The following is a 22,636-nucleotide window of genomic DNA, read 5'->3' on the forward strand; positions in this document are numbered from 1 at the left end:
CATGCAGCCACATCCTCCCCGTCATGCCCCCGCAGGCGGGCATCCAGTACGCCGCGGTCCATCGGTATCGCCACAACCGCCTCGGCGCACTGGATCACCCGGTCGAGCCGGGCGAAGACAGTCGCGTTTGTCGCGAGGGCACTGCTCCCTTGGTGGTTGCGAAAATTCCCTCACTGCAGCGCCCCGATCGCGAACACATCCGCGCGCTCGATGATCAGGTCGCGGAACAGGCGGGCGCGGTGCGACATCCATTGCGGGTCGGGATAGACGACGTGAAGCGGCAGCGACGGAACGTCGTAGTCGGGTAGCAGATGGATGAGCCTGCCTGACGCAATGTGTTGAACCGCGCACCAGTCCGGCAGCACGGCGGCGCCGAGGCCTTCCAGCGCCGCCAGGGTCATGATGTCGGCGTCGTCGCAGGTGAGCGAGGGCGTGATGCCGACGACGTGGCGGCCGGTTTCGGATTCGAGGCTCCACTCGTTCTTCGGCGACAGCCGCGAATAGGTCACGCAGGGGAGCTGGCGCAGATCATTGGGCAACCGCGGCGGGCGGTGTCTTGCGAGCAGCGATGGCGCCGCAACCAGCAGCCGCTTGACCGTGCCGACGCGGCGCGCGACCAGCGAGCTGGAGCTGAGCACGCCGATGCGGATGGCGAGCTCCGTCCCGGTCTCCACGAGGTCGACGAACTGCTCGGTGAAGCGGATGTCGAGCCGCACCTCGGGATAACGGCGGCCATATTCGGCGAAGACGTCGCTGAAGAAATGGCGGCCGAACGAGGTCGGCACCGTCATCCGCAAGGTGCCCGAGGGCGCGCCGACGCGCTTCGGCGACGGCATGCCCGCGCTCTCGAACAAGCTGACGATGTCCTTGGCGAGCTTGAGGACGCGATCGGCCTCGGCGGTCGGCCGGAGCTTGCGCGTGGTGCGGACGAACAGGCGACAGCCGAACTGCTCCTCCAATAGCGCGATGCGCTTGGTGATCGCCGGCTGTCCCAGGCCCAGATCGGCCGCGGCCTGGGTGAAGCTGCCGGCTTCCATGACGCGGATGAAGGTCTGCAGCGCGTCGATCCGGTCCATCCATTCCTCCCCGGAATGAGTTTTATTCTCGTCATTCCGTATACGTCAGGAGGCGGGCCGGTCTAGCCTCTCAAAAAATCAAACGGAGGGAGACCATGGAGAAGTCGATTGGCATCGTCGGGGCCGGCATCGGCGGGCTGCACCTGGCGCTGTATCTGCAGAAGAAAGGCATCCAGGCCACGGTTCTGACCGACCGCGAGCCGGAACAGTATGCTGCAACGCGGTTGATGAACACGGTGGCCCATCACGGCATCACCGTGGCGCGCGAGAACGAGCTCGGCGTGAACCACTGGGACAGTCCCGAATTCGTCTATCACCACCACGATCACTACTTCAATTTCCCCGGCAGCCCCCTGCTCTTTCGCGGGGCCTTCAAGCAGCCGAGCCGCGCGGTCGACTACCGGATCTACCTGCCGGCGCTGATGAAGGATTTCGAGGACCGCGGCGGCGCGATCGAATATGCCAGCATCCAGGACGACGACATTCCGGCGCTGGTGGCGCGCTTCGACCTGCTGGTGGTCTCGACCGGCAAGGGCGCGCTGGGGCGGATGTTCAGCCACCGGCCGGAGCTGTCGCCCTACAACCAGCCGCAGCGCCTGCTCTGCGTCGGCCTCTATGACGGCGTCGACCACGGCAGCCCCGAGGGCGACGATCCGCGCGGCGTGACGCTGTCGGTCTCTCCGGGCCATGGCGAGATGATCGTGATTCCGACGCTCACCTTCGGCGGCATGAAGACGGCGCTGCTGATGGAGAACATTCCCGGCGGTGACATGGCCGAGCTGGTGTCGCTCAACTACGACGCCGATCCCTCGGCCTTCCGGCAGACGCTGCTCGACAAGCTGGAGAAGCACCATCCGCACACCTACAACCGGATCGACACGCACCGCTTCGATCTGCAGCCGCTGGACCTCTTGCAGGGCGCCGTGGTGCCGACCGTGCGGCGCTCCTCGGTCAGCTTCGACGACGGCAAGATCGCGATTGCGCTCGGCGACGTGCACTCCGTGGTCGATCCGATGATGGGCCAGGGTGCCAACATGGCCTCCTATGCCGCGTTTGAACTCGGCAAGGCGATCACCGAGGCGGTGGCGTTCGACGACCGCTTCGTCGAGACGGTCGATCGCGCGCGCGAGAACCGCGTGCTCGCCGCAGCGCGCTGGACCAACCTGATGCTGCAGCCGCCGTCGGAGGCGATGGGCCGGCTGATCTTCACCATGGCGCAGGATCGCGGGCTCTGCGACGAGTTCACCGACAATTTCAACTATCCGGAGCGGCAGTGGGACCGGCTGGCGAGCGAGCGGCGCATTCATGCCTGGATCGACGAGCGGACGCGGCTCGCGGCGTGACGCGTGATGACGGAGAGCGGCCGATGAGCCATCATCCCGATGTCGCGGGTTTTCGCGCAGCCGCGTCGCGGTTCTCCACCGGCGTGACCGTCGTCACCAGCAACGATGGCGACGGCGCGCCGGTCGGCATGACCGCCAACAGTTTCACCACGGTCTCGACGCAGCCGCCGACGGTGCTGGTCTCGCTCAAGCGCGGCCGCACCTGGCAGGCGGTGAGCGCGTCCGGCCGCTATGCGGTGAATGTGCTCGCGGCCGATGATGTCGCGATCGGCCGGCATTTCGCCGGCGCGGCCCTCGCACAGGGCGCGCCTGCCTTGGACGCGCGTGACGGCTTCTTCCTGCTGCCGGCGGCCATTGCGCAATTCGGCTGCGAGGTCGTGAACACGGTCGAGATCGCCGACCACACGCTGTTCATCGGCGAGGTCCGCTGGTGCCGCCACCAGGACGGCCTGCCGCTGGCATTCTACGCCAGCCGGTTTCGCAATGGGCTGGGCGCGGAGATATTGCCAAGCGATGGGCTGGCGTATCCGGCGGAGGGGTGGACGATCTGATCGTGGTGCGCGGTGGGCACGGCGCTGCGCGCCTTTGCCCACCCTCCAAGTCAGTGGAAAATCTGATGCGGTCCGCCGGGACGACTTAGTGAGCCAAACATCGTCACATTGAAGACTGCGGGTCCGGCACAGTCGTGAGGCTCAACCGCCGATCGGTCCGGGGTCGATGCCCCCCGTTGTGGCGGCTCCAGAATGACCGAAGCGCGGCCACGTGACGATCGAACCTAATTTTACGTCCCGTCCGGCGTCGTCGTCAAATGGATCGGCACTGCAGGTACGAGGCCTGAGGCTGATGATCCACAGCAGTTCCGCTCGTGCTGGACTAGCGACGCTCGTTCAGCATCGGGAAGCCGCGCTGATGCCGGACCGGATAGGCCGCCGGCGTGTCGCTCGCGGCGTCGAGCGTGGCCACCTGCTCCGCCGTCAGGCTCCAGCCGACCGCGCCGATATTCTCGATCAGCTGGCTCTCGTCGCGGGCGCCGACGATGATGGTCGCGACCGTCGGGCGCTGCAGCAGCCAGTTCAGCGCCACCCGTGGAATGTTGCGCCCGCCTGTGATTCCCACGCCATCCGCCTTGACCGGAGTGGTCGCGGCTTGATCTAACCGGGGCCGTTTCTCCTTCCCCCCGGGAACCTCAAGCCAATGCGTATCGCAACTTGGAACGTCAATTCGGTCCGGCAGCGGATCGATCACCTCCTGACCTGGCTCAAGGAATGCTCCCCGGACATCGTCTGCCTGCAGGAGATCAAGTGCACGGACGACGCATTCCCAAGGCTGGAGATCGAGGCGCTCGGCTACAACGTGGTGACGCACGGCCAGAAGACCTTCAACGGCGTCGCGCTGTTGTCGAAGCTGCCGTTCGACGAGACCAAGTCAGGGCTCGACGGCGATGCCGAGGACGTCCATGCGCGCTTCCTGGAGGGCGTGGTCAGTCTCAAGAGCGGGGTGGTGCGCATCGCCTGCCTCTATCTGCCCAACGGCAACCCGCCGAACACGGAAAAATATCCCTACAAGCTCAAATGGATGTCGCGGCTTCGTGACTACGCGCGTGAGCGGCTGAAGACCGAGGAGCCGCTGATCCTCGCAGGTGACTTCAACGTGATCCCCGCTGCCGCCGACGTCTCCAACCCCGAGGCCTGGGTCGAGGACGCGCTGTTCCGCCCGGAGACGCGCGAGAGCTTCCAGTCGCTGCTCGGCCTCGGGCTCACCGACGCGCTGCGCGCCGTCACCGATGCGCCGGGGCAGTACACGTTCTGGGACTATCAGGCCGGCGCCTGGCAGAAGAACGCGGGGATCCGGATCGATCACCTGCTGTTGTCGCCGCAGGCCAGCGACCGGCTGGTCGAGGTCGGCATCGACAGCTATGTCAGGGCCTGGGAGAAGCCGTCGGATCACGTGCCGGTGTGGGCCGATTTCGATCTCGAGACCGCGTAACTCGAGGACGGTCCATGACGATCTACACACGGCGGCAATTGTTTCCGCTCGCAATCGTGCCGCTGCTGGCGGCGAAGCCGGTGCTCGCCGCCGACCTGCAGGCCACCATCGCCGGCATCGAGGCCGGCAGCGGCGGACGACTCGGCGTGGCGCTGCTGGACACCGCGAGCGGGGCGCTGAGCGGCCATCGGCTCGACGAGCGCTTCCCGATGTGCAGCACCTTCAAGGCGCTGCTGGCGGCGGCCATTCTCGCCAAGGTCGATGTCGGCACCGAGCAGCTGGCGCGGCGCATTCCGATCGCGCAAGCCGACATCCTGTCCTACGCACCGGTGACCAAGGCCTATGTCGGCACGTCCGGTCTCTCGGTTGGTGAGCTGTGTGACGCCGCGGTGACGCTCAGCGACAACACGGCGGCCAACCTGCTGCTCGCGACGCTCGGCGGCCCGTCCGGCCTGACCCGTGCGATCCGCGGCTTCGGCGACGCCATCACCCGGCTCGACCGCATCGAGCCCGAGCTCAATGAAAGCGTGCCGGGAGATCCGAGGGACACGACCACACCAGCGGCAATGGCCCAGACCCTGGCGAAGCTGACAACCGGCAATGGGCTGTCGCCGGCCTCCCGCGATCAGCTGACGGCTTGGCTGATCGCCTGCAAGACCGGCGGTGCCCGGCTGCGCGCCGGCCTGCCCGGCGAATGGCGCGTCGGCGACAAGACCGGGACAGGTGAGCACGGCAGCGCCAACGACGTCGCCGTGATCTGGCCTTCAGGGCGCGCGCCGGTCATCGTGAGCAGCTATCTCACCGAGACCAAGGCCAGCGACGACAAGCGCAACGCGGTTCACGCAGCGGTCGGGCGGGCTGTTGCGGACGTGCTCGGGGCTTGAACCGCGCGCGCCGAGATCAATCTCGCGATAGACCGCTGCAATCGCGTCGAAGCCGGCGCGGAGCTGGCGCATCTCGCGGCCCGCAAGGCGCACGTTGATGCCGGCATCGTGAGGTAGCAGGCTCGCCGCGGCATACAGATCGTCGATCCGCGCAAGTGCACCGACGGAATGCTGACGGAGCGCAGCGCGATCATGCCCCGGCGGTAACACCAGCACGGCTGTCCCAAAGGCGCGGTGGCCCTTGAACATCGCCATCGCGGGAGCGCGCAGATGCATGCGGTCGATCAGGAGTGGCTCATCGCCCGGTCTGCGGACGATAAGGGTGGAGTTAAGCTCGCGGAACAGCCGCCCCTGCCCGTTCGGATCGTGCATCGTGAAGGCGTCCGTGACGAGCGCCGAGGCGTCTTGCGCACAGTCCAATTCGAGCACCTGGCACAAGGCAGCATCGGGAAACAGGATGCGCGGCTCGGGCCTGTAGTCGAGCGACGCATGGGTCTCGACACGCAGCAGCACCTGCTCCATGGCGCGCGCGCCCGGCTCGGCGCGATGGACTGAGGTGGCGCCCTGCGTGGTCACGCAAACGGCTGCACCCGCATGGAGCGTGAAGCGCTGCGTCAACCGGTCCTCGCCATGCACCGCGCCACTGCCGGTCTGCAGGATCACGCTGAGCAGGTCCGGCCGCGCAGCATCGGTGTGGAAGCTGCGTGTCAGCACGAACGGCCACGCGAACAGCCGGCGGTCGATCATGGTGCGGCCGCCGCGGCGAACGAAGGAGAGATCGAGCCGCGGCGGCTTTGCGCTGAGATCGCTCACGTGCGGAACAGCACCTCGCGTTCGAGCAGATCGACGATGGCGTTGATCCCTTCGCCACGGCGGCAATTGGTCAGCAGCACCGGCCGGCCGCCCCGCACCTCTGTCGCCTCACGCTGCATGCGGGCAAGATCGACGCCGACATGCGGGGCGAGATCGACCTTGTTGATCACAAGCAGATCGGCGCGGATCACGCCGGGGCCGCGCTTGCGCGGGATGTCGTCGCCGCCGGCGACGTCGATCACGAACATCCAGAAATCGGTGAGGTCGCGCGAGAAGGTCGAGGCGAGATTGTCCCCGCCGCTCTCCAGCAGGATCAGCTCGACGCCGGGAAAGCGCCGCTCCAGTTCGTCGGCGGCCTCGATGTTGAGCGTCGGGTCCTCGCGGATCACGGTGTGCGGACAGGCGCCGGCTTCGACCGCCGACACGCGCGCCGGGTCGATCAGGCCCGAGCGGCGGACGCGCTCGGCATCCTCGGCGGTGACGAGATCGTTGGTGATGACCGCGATGTCGATGCCGCGCGCCTGCAGCGCCGGGATCAGGCGCTCGACCAGAGCGGTCTTGCCGGAGCCGACCGGACCGCCGATGCCGACGCGCGCGGCGGTCATCGGCGCATCGGTGCGGGTGAGAGCGAGACGGCTCATCGCAGCATGAACCTCCTCGCGAGCGGCACGGTCGTCGCGGGCGGGCACATCAGCAGCTTGCCGTCGGCGCGGACCTCGAAGGTCTGCGGATCGACCTCGACATGCGGCATCGCCGCGTTGCGGACCATGTCGGTCTTGCGCAGCCGGCGCACGTTCTTGATCTGCACGGTCTCACGGCCGAGCCCAAGCTTGGCGCGGATGCCGGCGTCGACCGCGAGCTTCGACATGAAATTGACGCCGAGCCGCTGTGGCGCTGCGCCGAGCGCGCCCCACATCCGCTTCTGGATCATCGGCTCGGAGAGACCCAGACTGCCATTGCCGTCGCCCATCGCGGCCCAGACAGGGAAGCCGTTCTTGATCACCATGTAGGGCTTGAGGCCGAACGAGGCGCGCGGCCACAGCACGAGATCGGCCATCTTGCCGACCTCGATGGAGCCGACGACATGATCGATGCCGACCGCGATCGCGGGATTGATGGTGAGCTTGGCGACGTAGCGCTTGATGCGCTCATTGTCGGCGCGCGCGGTCGTCTCCTCCGGCAGCCGGCCGACGCGGTCCTTCATCACGCTGGCGAGCTGCCAGCATTTGGCGACGTTCTCGGCGAGACGTCCCATGCCTTGCGTGTCCGTGCCGAAGATCGAGATCGCGCCCATGTCGTGCAGGAAATCCTCGGCCGCCATCGACTGCGCCCGCACCCGCGCCTCGCCGAACATGACGTCTTCGGGCGCGTTGTAGTTGAGCTGATGACAGATCATCGTCATCGGCACGCCCTCCTCCATGCCGTAGGAGGTGTAGGGATTGGTCGGATTGGTGGAGGACGGGATCACGTTCGGCCAGGACACCACCTTGAGCAGATCGGGTGCATGGCCGCCGCCGGCACCCTCGACGTGATACATGTGGATGGTGCGGCCGTCGACCGCCGCCATCGTGTCCTCGCAGAAGCCGTATTCGTTGATCGAGTCGGTGTGCAGATGCACCGCGAAATCGTTGCGGTCCGCGGCGATCAGGCTCTTGTCGATCACGTCGGGCGCGGCGCCAAAGTCCTCGTGGATCTTGACCGACATGCCGCCGGCCGCGACCGCCTCCTCGACCGCTTCGGGGTTGGAGCCGCCGCGGCCGAACAGCGCGTAGTTCAGCGGCGAGAACTCGATCGATTTCAGGAAGTGCCCGAAATTCGGCCCCGAGCCCGAGCCGACATCGAACACCGGCCCCGAGCCGTTGCCGATCATGGTCGTGGTGCCGCCGGCCAGCGCGTGATCCGACTGCTCCGGCGAGATCAGATGGGCGTGGCTTTCGATCGCGCCTGACGTGACGATGAACGGACCGCCGGCGATCGGCGCCGTGGTGTGGCCGACCACCATGTCCGGATGCACGTCGGGCATCACGTCGGGATTGCCGGCCTTGCCGATGCCGACGATGCGGCCGTCACGGATGCCGATGTCGGCCTTCACGATGCCGATGACGGCATCGACAATGGTCGCGTTCTTGACGACGACGTCGAGGGCCTTGTGCTGCGAGGTGCGGTGCGCCGCGACGGCCTCGCCGTCGCGCAGATTCTTGCCGGCGCCGACCAAGAGCTCATGGCCGTAGGTCGTGTAGTCGTGCTCGATCTCGGCGAGCAGGCTGGTGTCGGCGAGCCGGATCATGTCGCCCTTGGTCGGGCCATACAGCTCGGCATAGGCGCGGCGGGTCAGCGTGGCCATGAGTTCAAGCTCCCAGATAGCCGCGCGACTGCGCGAGTTTCAGCCCGGTCTCGCGCGCGCCGGCCGCGTCGAGCGGGCCGTTGACGAGTCCGGCCTGGCCGCGCACGATCCGGTCGCCGGTGATCGGCACGAGGCGCACCGATTTGGTGACGCCCGGCTCGAAGCGGACGCCGAGTCCAGCCGGACGATCGATCTTCATGCCCCAGGCGGCGGCACGATCGAACAACAGCGCGCGGTTGACCTCGAAGAAGTGGGTGTGGCTGCGCACCTGGATGTCGCGGTCGCCGGTGTTGACGACGTCGAGCGTGACCGCCGGCAGCTCGGTGAACATCGCGATGTCGTCGCCGCCCGCAATGATTTCGCCGGGCACGAACTCGTCACCCGCAGTGCCGTCGGCCGGCTGGATCGGCTCGAACAGCGCCATCACCTTGGTGCCCTCGGCGAACATCAGCTCGACATAGAGCATCGGGATCATCTGGGCGACGCCGGGCTCGACGTCGTCGGTCGTGAGCAGCCGTCCGGCCATGTCGCGGATCTCGGCATAGGGCAGATTGCGGCGCGCTGCGGTCATCACCTCATCGGTGATGTAGGCCACCGCCTCCGGATGGCTGAGCCTGATGCCGAGCAAGCGGTTGCGCCGCGCCATCTGCGCGGCGTTGAAGATCACGAGACGATCCATCTCGGTCGGCGACAGGTTCATCATGGCGCGGCACCTCTGGTCAGGTCGTGAACATGCGCACGTGCCGCAGCGGACCGCGCGACACGGCGATGTCGATGAAGGGCGTGAAGCTCGACGGCATCGCGTCGTCGTCGGGTGTCTCGTCGAGCAGATCAGCGAGCCTTGCGCGGGCAAGCGCGAGGCTGCGCTGCGACTCGATGTGGCCGATCAGGCCGAGCCGCACGGCAGCGCTGACGAGGCCGGCGACGAGGGTCCAACCGGAGACCAGTTCGGCCGCGTCGAGGCCAAGGCCGGCATCGCGGCCGGTGATGGCTTGTACCACCGGCAGATGTCCGAGCCGCGCATCGGCAGAAGCGCGGGCACGGTACGCCTGAGATAACGGACCGGCGAGCTTGACCCAGACGCCGAGCAGCGCCCTGCCCGCGCGCCGCGAGCCCTCGCGCATCTCGGCCGACGGCGTCGTCGCCTCGGCGAGGCGATCCACGGCGGCGATCGCGGCAATGTCGTCGGCGTGCCAGGCGCGGCGGAGCAGGATGCGATCCATGCTGGCCCAGCGCTGCGCGAGGTGATCGGCAATAACGCCGTCGAGGTCGGCGCGACCGGACAGCAGGCCGTCGGCCGCGAGGCCTTCGATGCCCCAGGAGAACGCAAAGCCGCCGGAGGGAAAGGCACTGTCGCCGAGCTGCAGCAGCGCGAGCGCCTCGCCGCGGTCAAACATGATCGCGCTCCACGACCTCGCCGGCATCGAGCAGCGGCTGGATGCGGGCGCGATAGGTGTCGAGCGGGGCATCGAGCAGCACGATCAGATGATCGTCTTCGAAGCGGACGCGCCAGTGCAGGTTGCCGGCGTGCCAACCGAGCTTCAGCGCACAGGCCGGATCGCGCGCGCGCAGGCGCCAGACCTGCTCCTCACCGAAGCGGGCGATGATCGCGCGATCGGAATCGAGATGCAGCAGCGCGCCGTCGACGAGCTGTTCGTCGCGATCGAGGCTGACGGCGCAGTCGGTGCCGCGATCGGTGGTCCGCCGGAAGCGCTTGCGGCCGGCGTCCTCCGGCGGCACGAACAACAGCTCGACGCCGCCGCGATGCTCCAGCGCATGGAGCCGGCCGGCATAGGCCCTGTCGTCGGCGCGTCCTATGATGCCGTGCAAACGGAGCATCGGCGTGATTTCCTCTCGTTGACGTCATCACTGTCATTCCGGGGCAGCCCGCCAGGGCTGAACCCGGAATCTCGAGATTCTCAGGTGCGCAATTGCGCACCATAGTTCGATGCTGTCGCATCGTCCCGGAATGACTGTGGAGACGGTTGGTACCTCCCAGCGCATTACCGCAGCGTCGCCGACACCTCCTGCGACGTCACGAGAATGACCTCGCCGTCGAGGATCAGCTTGGCGATGCCGAAGAAGGTCGCCACCGCGGCGGAGCCGTTGTGGCGGTCCATCGCGGCCTTGTCGGCGAAGCGCTCGTAGGTCGTGAACAGACCGGGCTCGGTCTCGCTCTGCGAGATGAAGAACCCGATCGTTTCCGGCTCGTTGGCCGCGACATGGGCCGCGACGGCGACGAGAGCGTCGCGCATCGTGGCCTCGTGTCCCGCCTTGGCCCTGATGACCGCGGTGATGGTGATCATCAGAAGGTCTTCCAGTCGCCGTCGGCCTCGAACGCCGCCGCCGCCTGGTAGATGGTGGATTCGGCGTAGTCCTTGCCGATCAGCATCAGGCCGACCGGCAGGCCGTCCGAGAGGCCGCACGGCAGGGTCATCGCCGGATGGCCTGTCACGTCGAACGGGCTGGTCGTCGCGGTCATCTCGAAGGCGCGCTGCACCACCTCGGCGAGCGGCGCATCCTTGGCCGGGATCGGCGTGGCGACGCACGGCAGGGTCGGCATCAGCAGCAGGTCGTAGGAGCCGAACATGGCATCATAGGCCGCCTTGGCCTGAATCGCGATGTTGCGCGACTTGGCGTAATAGCGGCCACGATAGTGCTCGAGGCCCCACTGCCCGACCAGCATGGTCAGCTTCAACGTCACCGACAGATCGTCGGCGCGCGTGCGCCAGCCGGAATGCGCATCGAGCAGACCGACATCGTAAAGGCCCTTCCAGTTGAACCCCATGCCGTTGCCGAGCATCATCTGCACGAGGAAGCCTTCGAGCGTGATCGGATTCCACGCCGCCAGCGCATGCATGTGCTCGGGGATCGAGACTTCCGACACGCTCGCGCCCATCTTGGCGAAGCGCTCCGCGCCAGCCTTGACCTTGGCGACCACGCCCTCTTCCATGTTGGGCGCGCTGAAGCCTTCCTTGAGGACGCCGATCTTGAGACCCTTGACGCCCTTGCCGAGCGCCTCGGTGTAGGCCGAAACCTTCGGGGCGTATTGGCGCGGGTCGAAGCCGTCGGCACCGGCCAGGACTTCGAGCAGCAGCGCATTGTCCTTGACGTTGGCCGTCATCGGGCCGGTGTGGTCGATCGTCGACTCGATCGGCATCACGCCGGTGTAGGGCACGAGACCATGCGTCGCCTTCATGCCGTAGATGCCGCAATAGGACGCGGGGATGCGGATCGAACCGCCCTGGTCGCCGCCGATGGACATGTCGACCTCGCCGGCCGCCACCAGTGCGGCGCTGCCCGAGGACGAGCCGCCGGCCGAATAGCCCATCTTCCAGGGGTTGTGCACCGGCGCCGGATCGGAGGTGTGGCTGCCGCCGGACAGGCAGAAATGCTCGCACACCGCCTTGCCGACGATGGTGCCGCCGGCATCGAGGATGCGGGACACGATGGTGGCGTCGGCGGCCGGGATGAAGCCCTCGAGGGTGGTCGAGCCGTTCATCATGGGAACGCCGGCGAGAGCGACGTTGTCCTTGAGCACGACGGTGCGGCCCGCGAGCTTGCCGCCCGCAGCCCCCTTCACCTCGGTCTTGATCGCCCAGGCGTTGTACTTGTTCTCCTTCGCCGGCGGCTTGGCGCCTGGCGTGCGCGGATATTTCACCGGCGGCAGCGGGTTCGGCAGCTCATCGATGATGTCGTACTGATCGAACATCCCGCCCATCAGCGCGAGATATTCGGCGGCCTCCTCGACCGTCATGTTCATGTGCAGGCTGGCGGCGAGATCGGCGACTTCCTCGGCATTCGGGCGTTTGATGGACATGAGTCATCCTTTCTTGTGAGGACAAGCTGGGCAGAAACAGCAAATTGTCAGTTCAATGGGCCGGCGCAGCTGCGCCGGTACGGGCTCTAGCTCGGGACCATCTGACCTTCCCGGGCCAGGAGAGTCTCACGGTCGAGTTCCTCGGTGATACGCCCCTTCTGGATGTGCAGGATGCGGTCCGATAACGACGTGATGAATTCGAGGTTCTGCTCGACCACGATCAAAGACATCTTCCAGCGCGACTTCAACGCCAGCAGCGTCTCGATGATCTCCTCGATGATCGACGGCTGGATGCCTTCGGTCGGTTCGTCCAACAGGATCAGCTTCGGCTTGGTGCACAGGCAGCGTGCCAGCGCCAGCAATTGCTGCTCGCCGCCGGACAGCGCGCCGCCGCGGCGGTCGAGCAGGCGGACCAGCCGCGGAAAATCCTGCAGCACAGCATCGATGACGCTACGGTCCTCCTTGGGAGCCGCGGCGAGCCCCATGCGCAGATTTTCCATGACCGAAAGGTCCGGAAAGATCTCCCGGCCCTGCGGCACCAGACCGATGCCGAGCCGCGAGCGCTCGTGCGGCTTGAGATGCGTGATGGCTCGGCCTGCGAACACCACCGAGCCGTCGGTGGTTGGCAGATGCCCCATCAGCGTGCGCAACGCCGTGGTCTTGCCCATGCCGTTATGGCCGAGGATGCCGAGATATTCGCCGTCGGCGACCGTCAGGTCCACGCCGAACAGGATCGGGATCCGGCCATAGCCGGACTTGAGCCCGTTGACTTCGAGAAGCGCACTCATGCCGCCACCTTCTTGCCGAGATAGACGTCGCGGACGCGCTGGTCGGCGAGCACCTTGTCCACGGTGTCCTCGACCAGCACGCGGCCCTGGTGGAACACCGTCACGCGCTTGGCGATCTGCTTGATGAACTCCATGTCGTGCTCGACGACCACGATCGCACGGGTCTGGTTGATCTCGCGGATGATCGCAGCGGTGTGGAAGGTCTCCTCGTCGGTCATCCCCGCGGCGGGCTCGTCGAGCAGGATCAGCTCGGGCTCGGCGGCGAGCACCATGCCGATCTCGACCCATTGGCGCTGGCCGTGCGACAGCGTCGCGACGATGCTGTCGGCGTAGTCGGTCAGCCGGATCATCTCGAGCACGGCATTGACCGCCGGGCCCTGCTGGCGCGGGGTCGCCTTGCGGCGCACCGCCATCCAGATGTTCTCGCGCACCGAGAGGCCGTTGAATACGTTCGGGACCTGGGTCTTGATGCCGATGCCCATGCGCGCGATCTCGTGCGACAGCTTGCCGGCGATCGGCATGCCGCGGAACGCGATGCTGCCCGACGTTGGCACCAGTTGTCCGGTCAGCGTCTTGAAGAACGTGCTCTTGCCGGCGCCGTTCGGGCCGATCAGGCAGCGCAGCTCCATCTCCTGCAGGGTGAAGGTGATGTCGTCATTGGCGACGACGCCGCCGAAGCGCATCGTCAGGTGCTCGGCCTTGAGCAGAGGAACGAGGTCTGCCATGTCATTCGGCTCCTGCAGGATGCGGCGCCGCAGCGGATTGCACCGGTGGACCATTGGCTTTCGGCTTGGAGGCCGGCATCAGCCGCATCACGAGATCGCGGGCGGTCGGCACCATGCCCTTCGGCAGCAGCAGCACGAAGATCACCAGCACGCCGCCGAGCACGAGGTTGGAGTTCAACAGCTGCTGCGAGCCGATATAGGCGACGATGTATTCGATGACGACGCAGCCGATGATCGGCCCCAACAAGGTGCCGAGGCCACCGACCGTGATCCAGATGATGATCTCCGCCGACAGCGACAGGCTGAAGATGGTCGGGCTGACGAAGGCGCCCCAGTTGACGTAGAGCGCGCCGGCAAGCCCGGCGATCGCACCGCCGAGAATGAAGGTCAGGCACTTCACCAGCCGCGGGTCGTAGCCGAGCAGCGAGACCCGCACCTCGTTCTCGCGCACCGCGACGATGATGCGCCCGGCCGGCAACGCCAGCAACAGGCGCAGCATCAGGAACACGGCCAGCAGCACGCCTGCTGTGGTCCACCACGACTGCTCGGGCGACAGCACGGTCGAGGGATCGAACGGCATGTTGAAGGTCGGCACGGCCGGCATGCCGTTGAAGCCGCCGAGCAGCGCCTTGCCGATCTTGTACGCATCGCCCGAGGTCGAGTTGACCGAGTTGAACAGGATCAGGGTCACCGTGAGCGTGATGACGCCGAGATAGACGTCGGAGATGCGGCCGAAGAAGATGAAATAGCCGAGGATCGCCGCGAACGTCGCCGGGACCGCGATGGCCACCAGGATCGCAGGCGTCGAGTCCTGGAAATTGATGGTCGCGATCGCATAGGCATAGCCGCCGAGCCCGAAGAACGCGGTCTGTCCGAACGACAGGATGCCGCCGAAGCCCCAGATGAAGGCGAGGCTGAGCGCCAGCACCGCCATTGCAGCGAACAGCGTCAGCTGCATCAGCGCGAACAGCTCGATCACGCTCGGCACGATCGCAATCGCTACGATGGCAAGGACGATCGCGCCCACCTGGCCGGAAAGACGGAGGTGCTTGTCCATCACAGGTTTCCCTTGAAGAAGCGCCCGGAGATGCCCTGCGGCAGCAAGCGGATCAGCACGATCGCGGTGGTGAAGACGATCACCTCGCCATAGACGGGCGTGGTGAAATAGGCGCCGATCTGGTTGACCGAGCCGAACAGGCTCGCGGCCGAGAGCGTGCCGGAGAGGATCGCGGCGCCGCCGCCGACCACGGTCATGAACGCCTTCGCGACATAGGCGCCGCCCATCACGGGGGTGATGCCGGACACCGGCGCCAGCAGGCCGCCGGCGAGGCCGGTCACGGCCGCACCGAGCGCGAAGGTGCTCATGTAGACCCGGGCCGGGTTGACGCCGAGCGTGGCCGCCATCGCCGGGTTCTGCATCGTCGCCCGGGCGACCAGGCCGAAGCGGGTGTAGCGCATCACGCCATAGATGATCGCCATCATGACCGCCGCCATCAATGCGAGGAACAACGTGTAATAGCTCGACTGATATGAGCCGATCGAGAAGCCGCCGAGCGGCGTCGGCACGCCCTGCTGGGTGTTGCCATAGATCGTCGTGATGATCCCGATGATAAGGAGGCTGAGGCCCCAGGTCGCAAGCATCGAATCGACGAGACGGCCATAGAGGAAGCGGATCAGGCAGCGCTCGATCACGAGCCCCACGATGCCGACGAACAAGGGCGCGATGATCAGCATCGCGATCCAGATGTTCACACCGGCATTGGCGGAAATGACGGTCGCATAGGCGCCGAGCATGATGAACTCGCCATGGGCGAGGTTGATGATCTTCATCATGCCGAAGATGATCGCCAGTCCCAGGCAGAGCAGGAACAGCGACGAGATTCCGTTGAGGACATCCAGCGCGAGGATGACGTAGATCGCCATGCGTCAGGTCTTTCAGGGCCGTCCAGGGACACCGGGCCCCGCCGGATGGCGGGACCCGGCAGGCGTCAGAGATTGATGATGTACTGCTTGGTATCGTTCGGGTTCTTGACGAGATCGCAGACGCTCGCGGTGTCGGCAGGCTTGGCGTCGGTGTAGGTTTCCAGCACCGACCATTTGCGATCCTTGACCTCGGCCAGGAACGCGTTGCGCACCGTGTGATGGGTCGGCTTGTCGAGCGAGACCTTGCCGCTGGGGCCGTCGAAGACGAGGCCGCTTTCGAGCGCCTCGATCACCTTCATGCGGTCGATGCTGCCGGCCTTCTTGACGCCCTCGGCCCACAGCATCACGCCTTCATAGGTGCACGAGGCGAGCTCGCTGATGTAAGGCGAATCCGGATGCGCCTTCTTGATCTTCTCGACGAAGCTCTTGGAGGCCGGCGTGGTCAGCTCCTCGAAATAGCCGTAGGCGCCAATGACCCCATCGCTTTCCGCCGCGTCCAGCGTCGAGGGCTCGTTGACGAGCCCAAAGGTGGTCGAGGCGATCGGGATCTTCGATTTCATGCCGGCGGCGGTCCACTGCCGGTAGAATGCGGTGTGGTTGCCGCCGACCAGCGCCGACAGGATGAGGTCGGGCTTGGCCGCCTGGATCTTCGAGATGGTCGAGCCGAAATTGGTCACGTCGAGCGGGAAGAAGTCGGTCGAGAGAATCTCGCCGCCATTGTCCTTGCAGTACTTGGTCATCCACTTCGCGGTGATCTGACCGTAATTGTAGTCGGCCGCGATGATGTAGGCCTTCTTGCCCGCCTTCTTCATCGCGCTCGGCACCAGCTTCTCGACCGTCTGCGCCGGCGTGGTGCCGGTGCAGAAGGTGTTGCGGTCGCAGACGCCGCCTTCGTACAGCGTGTTGTAGAAGTACAGCACCTTGAAGCGGTCGAAGGTCGGCCGGATCGCCTCGCGCGAGGCCGAGGTGATGCCGCCGTGCACGACGTCGACCTTGTCCTTCACCGCCAGCTGCTGGGCATATTGCGAGTACAGCTGGATGTTGGACTGGGTGTCGTAGTGGATGACCTTCAAGGGACGTCCGAGCAGGCCGCCGGCGGCATTGATCTCATCGACGGCGAGCTGCAGCGCGTAGACCATCGGCGTGCCGGAGGTGCCGATCGGGCCCGACTGGTCGTGCAGGCTGCCGACCGTGATCGGGTTCTCGGCCGCGAGCGCGCCTGAGCGGAACACCGCAGGTGCCGCGATCAAGGTCGACGTCGCGATGGCCGAGCGTTGCAGAAAACGACGGCGGGAAAAAATCATCAGGGGTCCCCATCGGTTGGTGATGCTGTTGCACAAGTCGCGCAAAGTTTAAAATTACAATATTTGAAAAGGCAAGTGTTTTTTGGGGCGCACCTTGCGCGTCAGCGCGAGGCGACGACCGCGAAGTCGTAGCCGTCCAGCTCGGCGAGGTGGATCGGGTGCCGGCCGCCAACCACCGGCTGTGCCTCCGTGCCGCGCGCGGTGCGCCGCTGCAGCGTGCGCCCGAAGAAGCGCCTGAGAACGCGCGCATCGAAGCTCTCGGCGCGCTCGATCAGCGCGGCGAGCGCGTGAATGCCCTCGTAGCAGGACTCGCCATAGCCGTTCGCGGGCGGCGGGTTGTCGCCGAATGCCGTGTAGTAACGCTCCAGGAAGGCGCCGTTGTTGCGCGAGCGCAGCGATGCAAAGTAGCTGGAGGCGACGAACACGTTCTCGGTCTCGCTGCTGTCGAGTCCATAGACGATGGTCTCGTCGAAGGCCGAGGAGAAGCGCAGAACGTGGCGGCTGAGCCCGGCGGCGCAGAAGGCGCGGCTGAACACGATGCAGTCGAAGCCGAGAAAGACCGGGAGAACGACGTCGCTGCGCGTGGTCTTGATACGATCGAGCATCTCGTCGAAATCATGCACGCCGACCGGCACGTAGTGCTCTCCGGTGACGACGCCGCCGTATCGCGCGATCAGGCGCTTGGCGATGTCGAGCGAGGAACGCGGCCAGATGTAGTCGTTGCCGCAGAGGAAGAAGCGCCGGGCGCGCTTGCACTCCGAGAGCCATTGGATCGCGGGTGCCAGCAATTCGCCGGCGGTCTCGCCCGTGGTCATCACATCGCTGTTCGCCGGCAGGCCCTCGAACTGGGGCGTGTAGACGAACGGCACGCGGCCGCGCGCGGCTTGCGCGACAGGATCTCGCGCGTAGCTCGGCAGCATGCCGACGAGGCCGTCGACGGCGAACTCGTCGACCGCTTCGACCGCGGCCCGACCCGCGCTGGCGGCGGTTGCGCCGGCGTCGATGACGATCAGCTCGACCTGTCGGCGGCGGATGCCGGCGGCCTGGTTCAGCTCGGTCACGGCCAGCCGCCCACAGGCTTCCGCGGAGGGTGCCCACAACCCCGCCGAGCCGCGCTGAGGAATGATCAGGCCGATCCGAACGCTGTGCAAACGTGCCGCCTCTGCTGTTGCCGAGGATTTGCACTCACGAATCGTGCCAAGCGCGTTTTGGCGTCATCGCGGTCGTTCGGTACCAAAGTTCGCCGATTTTGGTTCTGGAACCTGACGCTGGTCAGAACATCGGCGCGCCGACGCCTATTCGTTAGGCATCCGCTGCCTTGGCCTCGATGTGTCGTCGCGACCCGCGACTCACCGCGCGGGACCGAGGGTTTTGCGCATCGGATAGGAGGCCGCGGTGCCGAACTTGCCGGCGGGCACGCCGACATCGACGTAGCCGCGGGCGAGATAGAATCGATGCGCGGTCTCGGTGCTCAACAAGGCGATCTCCCTTGCACCAAGCGCGACCGCCCGCCGCTCCAGCTCGGCCACCAGCGCCGAGCTGATGCCGCGAAACCGGGCTTGCGGCGACACGTAGTTGACCGTGATCTCGCCGGGATGGGCGAGCCCGCCGACCGCGAGAATCGCACCATCCTCGACCGCGACCAGCAGTGAGCGCCCCTGCCCGTCCGCCCACTGCGCCACGTTCTGCGGTGTCTTGTTGGCCAGCCAGCGCGCCAGGATCTGCGGGTCGCCGCGGTGGTCGTCCCTGCACAATTCGGAAATCGAGGCCCGCAACACGGCGCAGGCCGCCTCGGCATCGTCAGCCGTCGCATCGCGGATGATCATCGCAGCCCCTCTCTCGAACGGAGGGAACGCGATGCATTCCGCTCCTGCTACTCGCGCTTGCCCTGCACCCAGCTCTCGAGCATCTGCAGCGCCGAGGCGCGGTCATCGTCCGAGGCCTTGGCGAAGGCGCGGTTGTAGCTCTCCTTGATCCAGGCTTCGTCCGGACCGGCGCTGTCGCGCGCCAGCGTGAGCCACATCAGTCCGCGCGCCGGCTGGCGCGGCAGCCGGTCGCCGTTGAACAGCATCTGACCAAGCAGCGCCTGGGCCTGGTGCTGGCCCTTCTGCGCGGCGAGGCCAAGCCAGCGCGCACCATAACGGAAGTCGTCGCGCGAGGCATCCGCGGTCTTCAGGTACATCCGCGCCAGGTCGTACTGGGCGTCCGCATTGCCGAAGTAGGACGCCGCATAGGAGAACATCTCCCGCGCGCGATCCGGATCGGCCTTGACCTTCGTGTTGGGGATGCCGCTCAGGTAATAGCGGCCGAGCGCGACGAAGGCATTGGCGACGATCTGCGCCTGCGGCGCCGACGGGCTGTCCTCCGCATGCGCATTGGCGATGCGGCTGAAATAGTCGAAGGCGCGCATGTCGTCGCGCGCAACGCCATCGCCCGCCGCATACATGCGGCCGAGCTTGAACTGCGCAATCGGGTGACCTTCCTCCGCCGCGTATTGCAGCGCCGTCAGGGACTGCGTGGGTGAGGTCGAGGACGTCGTCGCGGGCAGCGCCTTGCGCAGCGCGCCGGCGCCAGCCTGCTGTCCAGCCACGGGGATCGCCGGCTCCTGGTTGACCGGAGCGCCATCGAACGCGAACGATGGCGTCGGCAACGCGAGCGGGGCAACCCCCAGCATCAATGCGAAAAGGATCCGATCAGATGTCCGCATAGCAATACTTCTCTTGCGCACCACCTGGATGGGTCACGGCGCCCGCCACGGCCGGCCCCACCTGCTGGGCATATTTCCAAAGTGCACCTGACGTGTGATGCGTCTCACGCGGCGTCCACTTGGTCTTGCGTGTCGCCAGCTCGGCATCGCTCAACTTCACGTTAAGGATGCCCGCCTCGGCGTCGATCTCGATGATGTCGCCATCCTCGACCAGCGCGATCGGTCCGCCGACCGCCGCCTCCGGTCCGATATGGCCGATGCAGAAGCCCCGGGTCGCGCCCGAGAACCGGCCGTCGGTGATCAGCGCGATCTTGCCGCCCATGCCCTGCCCTGTCAGCGCCGCCGTGGTCTGCAGCATTTCCCGCATGCCCGGACCGCCGCGCGGCCCCTCGTAGCGAATGACGATCACGTCGCCTTCGCGATAGGTGCGCTTCTGGACGGCGTCAAAGGCGTCCTCTTCCCGATCGAAGCAGCGGGCCGGCCCAGAGAATTTCAAGTTCGACATGCCCGCGACTTTCACGATCGCGCCCTCTGGCGCGAGATTGCCTTTCAGACCGACGACACCCCCGGTTTCAGTGATCGGCTTGTCAGCCGGCATCACCACGTCCTGGTGCGGATTCCACTTCACGCCTTTGAGGTTTTCGGCGATCGTCCGGCCGGTGACTGTGAGGCAGTCGCCGTTCAAATAGCCATGGTCGAGCAACGTCTTCATCAAGAGCGGAATGCCACCAGCCTCGAACATGTCTTTGGCGACATAGCGGCCACCCGGCTTCAAATCCGCGATATAAGGTGTCTTTTTGAAGATTTCGGCGACGTCGAATAAGTCGAACTTGATGCCGGCCTCGTGCGCAATCGCAGGTAGATGCAGCGCAGCATTGGTCGACCCGCCGGACGCCGCCACAACCGCAGCGGCATTCTCCAGGGATTTTCGCGTGACGATGTCGCGCGGGCGGATATTGGCGGCAATCAGCTCCATGACCTGTTCGCCGGCGGTCATGCAGAAGGCATCGCGGATTTCGTAAGGCGCCGGGGCCCCGGCCGAATAAGGCAGCGCCAGCCCGATCGCCTCGGACACCGTCGCCATCGTGTTGGCCGTGAACTGGGCGCCGCAGGCGCCAGCCGACGGACAGGCGACGCGCTCGAGCTCGTCGAGGTCGTCGTCCGACATGGCGCCCACCGAATGCTTGCCGACAGCCTCGAACATGTCCTGCACGGTGACCTGCTGGCCGCGGAAATTGCCGGGCAGGATCGAGCCGCCATAGATGAAGATCGAGGGCACGTTGAGCCGGACCATCGCCATCATCATGCCCGGCAGCGATTTGTCGCAGCCGGCGAGGCCGACGAGCGCATCGTAGGAATGGCCGCGAATCGTCAGCTCCACGGAATCGGCGATCGCCTCGCGCGACGGCAGCGACGAGCGCATGCCGTCATGGCCCATCGCGATGCCGTCGGTCACGGTGATGGTGCAGAATTCGCGCGGCGTGCCGCCGGCGTGCGCGACGCCCTTCTTCACCGCCTGAGCCTGCCGCATCAGCGCGATGTTGCAGGGCGCAGCCTCGTTCCAGCACGAGGCGACGCCGACGAAGGGCTGATGGATCTGCGCCGTGGTGAGGCCCATGGCGTAGAGGTAGGACCGATGCGGCGCACGCTCGGGCCCTTCCGTCACATGACGGCTGGGCAGCCTGCGCTTGATGTCGGTCTTCGCGTCCATCGCTGTTTTGGCCTCCCGGTGCCGCGGAGAACGCTCAAAATCCGGCAAGTGGATTTTCGGCAGCCTCACACGCACTGGTTATGTTCTGATCAAAGTATTTCACGACCAGGTGTGGCTAAAAAGCGGCGCGTTTGCGGAGCGCCGGAGATTGTTACCAAAACTTCGTAAACTGTGGCGACGTCGCAACATTCGTGGCCGATGCGCAACCATGTGCGATTGGGCGTGGCAGGGTGAACCTACTCCGGCACCACCCCGGCGGCGCGGATCATCGGCCACCATTTGCGGATCTCGGCGCGTTGCAGGGTTCCAAGCGCGGCGGGGCCCCGTTGGTCGGCCGCGGGCATCTGCAACCCCAGGTTTTTCAATTGATTTTTCACATCCGGCTCGTCCAGCGCAGCCACCGCCGCAGCATTGAGGGTGTCGACGATCTCCTTGCTGGCGCCCTTCGGCAGCCAGAGGCCCGACCACAGGGTCATGTGGAAGCCCGGCAGGCCGGCCTCGTCGGTGGTCGGAATCTCCGGCGCGGACTCGAGCCGCTTGGCGTCGGTGACGGCGTAGGCGCGGATCGTGCCGGCACGAACCTGGTTGATGGCGTTGGAGGTCTGGTCGACGATCAGATCGATCTGGCCGGCGACCAGATCGTTCATCGCCGGTCCCGTGCCGCGATACGGCACATATTGCAGCTTGAGGCCGGTGACCTGCTCGAAATAGAGCCCCGCGATGTGGCTGCCGGAGCCATTGCCCGCGGTGCCGGCCGACACGGGGTTCGGCTGCGACTTCACCCAGGCGAGAAACTCCGGCAGCGACTTCGCCGGGATATTGTTCCTGCTGACGATGATCATCGGATTGCTCGGCAGCAGCACCACCGGCTCGAGATCGGCTTCGAGGTCATAGCCGAGCCGGTAGACGGCGCCGTTGGCGACATGGGTGCCGAGATGGCCGAAGCTCACGGTGTAGCCGTCGGGCTTCGAGCGGACGGCACGGCCCACGCCGATCGAACCGCCCGCCCCTGTCACGTTCTCGATCAGAACGGGCTGGCCGAGCGTCTGTCTCATGTGCTCGGCGAGGATGCGCATCATCGCATCCGATGGGCCGCCGGCAGCGAATGGCACGATCACGGTGATCGCGCGCGAGGGATAATTGTCGGCGCGCGCCGGCTGCATCAGCGCAAGACACACCAACAGCACGGCGCAAAGAGCTCGTCGCATCACG

Annotated in this window: 23 protein-coding genes and 1 pseudogene; 4 read left to right on the top strand and 20 right to left on the bottom strand. The window is 66.2% G+C overall.

The annotated features are described in order from the left end of the window. Positions 1-170: 170 nt before the first annotated feature. On the bottom strand, positions 171-1,076 hold the full coding sequence (locus QX073_RS07615; protein WP_315827517.1) for a LysR family transcriptional regulator: 906 nt from the start codon (positions 1,074-1,076) through the stop codon (positions 171-173). A gap of 95 nt (positions 1,077-1,171) precedes the next feature. On the opposite strand from QX073_RS07615, the gene styA reads away from it, so the two are divergent. Together styA and QX073_RS07625 are read left to right on the top strand one after the other, a co-directional pair. Next, positions 1,172-2,419 carry a styrene monooxygenase subunit StyA gene (gene styA, locus QX073_RS07620; RefSeq protein ID WP_316225523.1) on the top strand — a complete coding sequence of 416 codons (1,248 nt, stop codon included), beginning with the start codon at positions 1,172-1,174 and terminating at the stop codon, positions 2,417-2,419. 23 nt (positions 2,420-2,442) lie between these two features. After that, on the top strand, positions 2,443-2,970 hold the full coding sequence (locus QX073_RS07625; RefSeq protein WP_316225524.1) for a flavin reductase family protein: 528 nt from the start codon (positions 2,443-2,445) through the stop codon (positions 2,968-2,970). A 322-nt stretch (positions 2,971-3,292) separates the two neighbouring features. On the opposite strand, the pseudogene QX073_RS07630 reads toward QX073_RS07625, so the two are convergent. Further along, positions 3,293-3,541, bottom strand: a pseudogene (locus QX073_RS07630) (aldo/keto reductase); the annotation flags it as partial. A 72-nt stretch (positions 3,542-3,613) separates the two neighbouring features. On the opposite strand from QX073_RS07630, the gene xth reads away from it, so the two are divergent. Together xth and bla are read left to right on the top strand one after the other, a co-directional pair. Continuing rightward, complete coding sequence (xth, locus tag QX073_RS07635) at positions 3,614-4,405, top strand: exodeoxyribonuclease III (RefSeq protein WP_316186114.1); 792 nt, start codon at positions 3,614-3,616, stop codon at positions 4,403-4,405. A gap of 14 nt (positions 4,406-4,419) precedes the next feature. Further along, positions 4,420-5,289 (top strand): class A beta-lactamase, encoded by an 870-nt coding sequence (gene bla, locus QX073_RS07640; protein WP_316225526.1) that lies wholly within the window; start codon positions 4,420-4,422, stop codon positions 5,287-5,289. On the opposite strand, the gene QX073_RS07645 is transcribed toward bla, so the two are convergent. The 18 genes from QX073_RS07645 to QX073_RS07730 all read right to left on the bottom strand — a co-directional run bounded on the left by QX073_RS07645 (position 5,170) and on the right by QX073_RS07730 (position 22,632). Next, positions 5,170-6,102 carry an urease accessory protein UreD gene (locus QX073_RS07645; RefSeq protein WP_316225527.1) on the bottom strand — a complete coding sequence of 311 codons (933 nt, stop codon included), beginning with the start codon at positions 6,100-6,102 and terminating at the stop codon, positions 5,170-5,172. The two genes, bla and QX073_RS07645, sit on opposite strands and share 120 nt — an antisense overlap. Next, the gene (gene ureG, locus QX073_RS07650) at positions 6,099-6,743 is read right to left on the bottom strand and encodes an urease accessory protein UreG (RefSeq protein WP_316225528.1); all 645 of its coding nucleotides are present in this window, start codon (positions 6,741-6,743) and stop codon (positions 6,099-6,101) included. Before ureG ends, QX073_RS07645 begins: the two co-directional genes overlap by 4 nt. Next, positions 6,740-8,446, bottom strand: coding sequence for an urease subunit alpha (ureC, locus tag QX073_RS07655; RefSeq protein ID WP_316225529.1), 1,707 nt, complete (start codon positions 8,444-8,446; stop codon positions 6,740-6,742). The genes ureG and ureC overlap by 4 nt, the downstream gene beginning before the upstream one ends. A gap of 4 nt (positions 8,447-8,450) precedes the next feature. Then, positions 8,451-9,149, bottom strand: a complete 699-nt coding sequence (ureB, locus tag QX073_RS07660; RefSeq protein WP_315711684.1) for an urease subunit beta — start codon at positions 9,147-9,149, stop codon at positions 8,451-8,453. A gap of 16 nt (positions 9,150-9,165) precedes the next feature. Next, a complete protein-coding gene (locus QX073_RS07665) occupies positions 9,166-9,843 on the bottom strand; it encodes an urease accessory protein UreF (RefSeq protein ID WP_316225530.1) in 678 nt (225 codons plus the stop codon). After that, on the bottom strand, positions 9,836-10,285 hold the full coding sequence (ureE, locus tag QX073_RS07670; RefSeq protein WP_316175322.1) for an urease accessory protein UreE: 450 nt from the start codon (positions 10,283-10,285) through the stop codon (positions 9,836-9,838). The genes QX073_RS07665 and ureE overlap by 8 nt, the downstream gene beginning before the upstream one ends. A gap of 164 nt (positions 10,286-10,449) precedes the next feature. Then, positions 10,450-10,752 (bottom strand): putative quinol monooxygenase, encoded by a 303-nt coding sequence (locus tag QX073_RS07675; protein WP_316172807.1) that lies wholly within the window; start codon positions 10,750-10,752, stop codon positions 10,450-10,452. Beyond that, complete coding sequence (locus QX073_RS07680) at positions 10,752-12,266, bottom strand: amidase (RefSeq protein WP_316172808.1); 1,515 nt, start codon at positions 12,264-12,266, stop codon at positions 10,752-10,754. Before QX073_RS07680 ends, QX073_RS07675 begins: the two co-directional genes overlap by 1 nt. Before the next feature lie 86 nt (positions 12,267-12,352). After that, entirely contained in the window at positions 12,353-13,054 is a 702-nt protein-coding gene (locus QX073_RS07685; protein ID WP_315827507.1) for an ABC transporter ATP-binding protein, read from the bottom strand. Continuing rightward, positions 13,051-13,779, bottom strand: a complete 729-nt coding sequence (locus QX073_RS07690; protein WP_315711676.1) for an ATP-binding cassette domain-containing protein — start codon at positions 13,777-13,779, stop codon at positions 13,051-13,053. Before QX073_RS07690 ends, QX073_RS07685 begins: the two co-directional genes overlap by 4 nt. Position 13,780: 1 nt before the next feature. Then, the gene (locus tag QX073_RS07695) at positions 13,781-14,836 is read right to left on the bottom strand and encodes a branched-chain amino acid ABC transporter permease (protein ID WP_316172809.1); all 1,056 of its coding nucleotides are present in this window, start codon (positions 14,834-14,836) and stop codon (positions 13,781-13,783) included. Next, entirely contained in the window at positions 14,836-15,702 is an 867-nt protein-coding gene (locus QX073_RS07700) for an ABC transporter permease subunit (protein ID WP_315711674.1), read from the bottom strand. The genes QX073_RS07695 and QX073_RS07700 overlap by 1 nt, the downstream gene beginning before the upstream one ends. A 65-nt stretch (positions 15,703-15,767) precedes the next feature. Continuing rightward, complete coding sequence (locus QX073_RS07705) at positions 15,768-17,006, bottom strand: ABC transporter substrate-binding protein (protein WP_316225531.1); 1,239 nt, start codon at positions 17,004-17,006, stop codon at positions 15,768-15,770. A 101-nt stretch (positions 17,007-17,107) separates the two neighbouring features. Then, the gene (locus QX073_RS07710) at positions 17,108-18,157 is read right to left on the bottom strand and encodes a substrate-binding domain-containing protein (RefSeq protein ID WP_316194220.1); all 1,050 of its coding nucleotides are present in this window, start codon (positions 18,155-18,157) and stop codon (positions 17,108-17,110) included. A 198-nt stretch (positions 18,158-18,355) separates the two neighbouring features. After that, complete coding sequence (locus tag QX073_RS07715; RefSeq protein ID WP_316170153.1) at positions 18,356-18,832, bottom strand: GNAT family N-acetyltransferase; 477 nt, start codon at positions 18,830-18,832, stop codon at positions 18,356-18,358. Between the two features lie 47 nt (positions 18,833-18,879). Then, entirely contained in the window at positions 18,880-19,596 is a 717-nt protein-coding gene (locus QX073_RS07720) for a tetratricopeptide repeat protein (RefSeq protein WP_409977886.1), read from the bottom strand. Between the two features lie 103 nt (positions 19,597-19,699). Beyond that, complete coding sequence (gene ilvD / locus QX073_RS07725; protein ID WP_316225532.1) at positions 19,700-21,424, bottom strand: dihydroxy-acid dehydratase; 1,725 nt, start codon at positions 21,422-21,424, stop codon at positions 19,700-19,702. Between the two features lie 236 nt (positions 21,425-21,660). Beyond that, on the bottom strand, positions 21,661-22,632 hold the full coding sequence (locus QX073_RS07730; protein WP_316165295.1) for a tripartite tricarboxylate transporter substrate binding protein BugD: 972 nt from the start codon (positions 22,630-22,632) through the stop codon (positions 21,661-21,663). Positions 22,633-22,636: the final 4 nt, after the last annotated feature.

Source organism: Bradyrhizobium sp. SZCCHNS3052 (genome assembly GCF_032484495.1).
GTDB lineage: Bacteria > Pseudomonadota > Alphaproteobacteria > Rhizobiales > Xanthobacteraceae > Bradyrhizobium.

Bases quoted from the DNA above. Each gene is read 5' to 3' on its own strand.
- QX073_RS07615 (WP_315827517.1), bottom strand. From the start codon at position 1,076: ATGGACCGGATCGACGCGCTGCAGACCTTCATCCGCGTCATGGAAGCC.
- styA (WP_316225523.1), top strand. From the start codon at position 1,172: ATGGAGAAGTCGATTGGCATCGTCGGGGCCGGCATCGGCGGGCTGCAC.
- QX073_RS07625 (WP_316225524.1), top strand. From the start codon at position 2,443: ATGAGCCATCATCCCGATGTCGCGGGTTTTCGCGCAGCCGCGTCGCGG.
- xth (WP_316186114.1), top strand. From the start codon at position 3,614: ATGCGTATCGCAACTTGGAACGTCAATTCGGTCCGGCAGCGGATCGAT.
- bla (WP_316225526.1), top strand. From the start codon at position 4,420: ATGACGATCTACACACGGCGGCAATTGTTTCCGCTCGCAATCGTGCCG.
- ureG (WP_316225528.1), bottom strand. From the start codon at position 6,743: ATGAGCCGTCTCGCTCTCACCCGCACCGATGCGCCGATGACCGCCGCG.
- ureC (WP_316225529.1), bottom strand. From the start codon at position 8,446: ATGGCCACGCTGACCCGCCGCGCCTATGCCGAGCTGTATGGCCCGACC.
- ureB (WP_315711684.1), bottom strand. From the start codon at position 9,149: ATGATGAACCTGTCGCCGACCGAGATGGATCGTCTCGTGATCTTCAAC.
- QX073_RS07665 (WP_316225530.1), bottom strand. From the start codon at position 9,843: ATGTTTGACCGCGGCGAGGCGCTCGCGCTGCTGCAGCTCGGCGACAGT.
- ureE (WP_316175322.1), bottom strand. From the start codon at position 10,285: ATGCTCCGTTTGCACGGCATCATAGGACGCGCCGACGACAGGGCCTAT.
- QX073_RS07675 (WP_316172807.1), bottom strand. From the start codon at position 10,752: ATGATCACCATCACCGCGGTCATCAGGGCCAAGGCGGGACACGAGGCC.
- QX073_RS07680 (WP_316172808.1), bottom strand. From the start codon at position 12,266: ATGTCCATCAAACGCCCGAATGCCGAGGAAGTCGCCGATCTCGCCGCC.
- QX073_RS07685 (WP_315827507.1), bottom strand. From the start codon at position 13,054: ATGAGTGCGCTTCTCGAAGTCAACGGGCTCAAGTCCGGCTATGGCCGG.
- QX073_RS07690 (WP_315711676.1), bottom strand. From the start codon at position 13,779: ATGGCAGACCTCGTTCCTCTGCTCAAGGCCGAGCACCTGACGATGCGC.
- QX073_RS07695 (WP_316172809.1), bottom strand. From the start codon at position 14,836: ATGGACAAGCACCTCCGTCTTTCCGGCCAGGTGGGCGCGATCGTCCTT.
- QX073_RS07700 (WP_315711674.1), bottom strand. From the start codon at position 15,702: ATGGCGATCTACGTCATCCTCGCGCTGGATGTCCTCAACGGAATCTCG.
- QX073_RS07705 (WP_316225531.1), bottom strand. From the start codon at position 17,006: ATGATTTTTTCCCGCCGTCGTTTTCTGCAACGCTCGGCCATCGCGACG.
- QX073_RS07715 (WP_316170153.1), bottom strand. From the start codon at position 18,832: ATGATCATCCGCGATGCGACGGCTGACGATGCCGAGGCGGCCTGCGCC.
- ilvD (WP_316225532.1), bottom strand. From the start codon at position 21,424: ATGGACGCGAAGACCGACATCAAGCGCAGGCTGCCCAGCCGTCATGTG.
- QX073_RS07730 (WP_316165295.1), bottom strand. From the start codon at position 22,632: ATGCGACGAGCTCTTTGCGCCGTGCTGTTGGTGTGTCTTGCGCTGATG.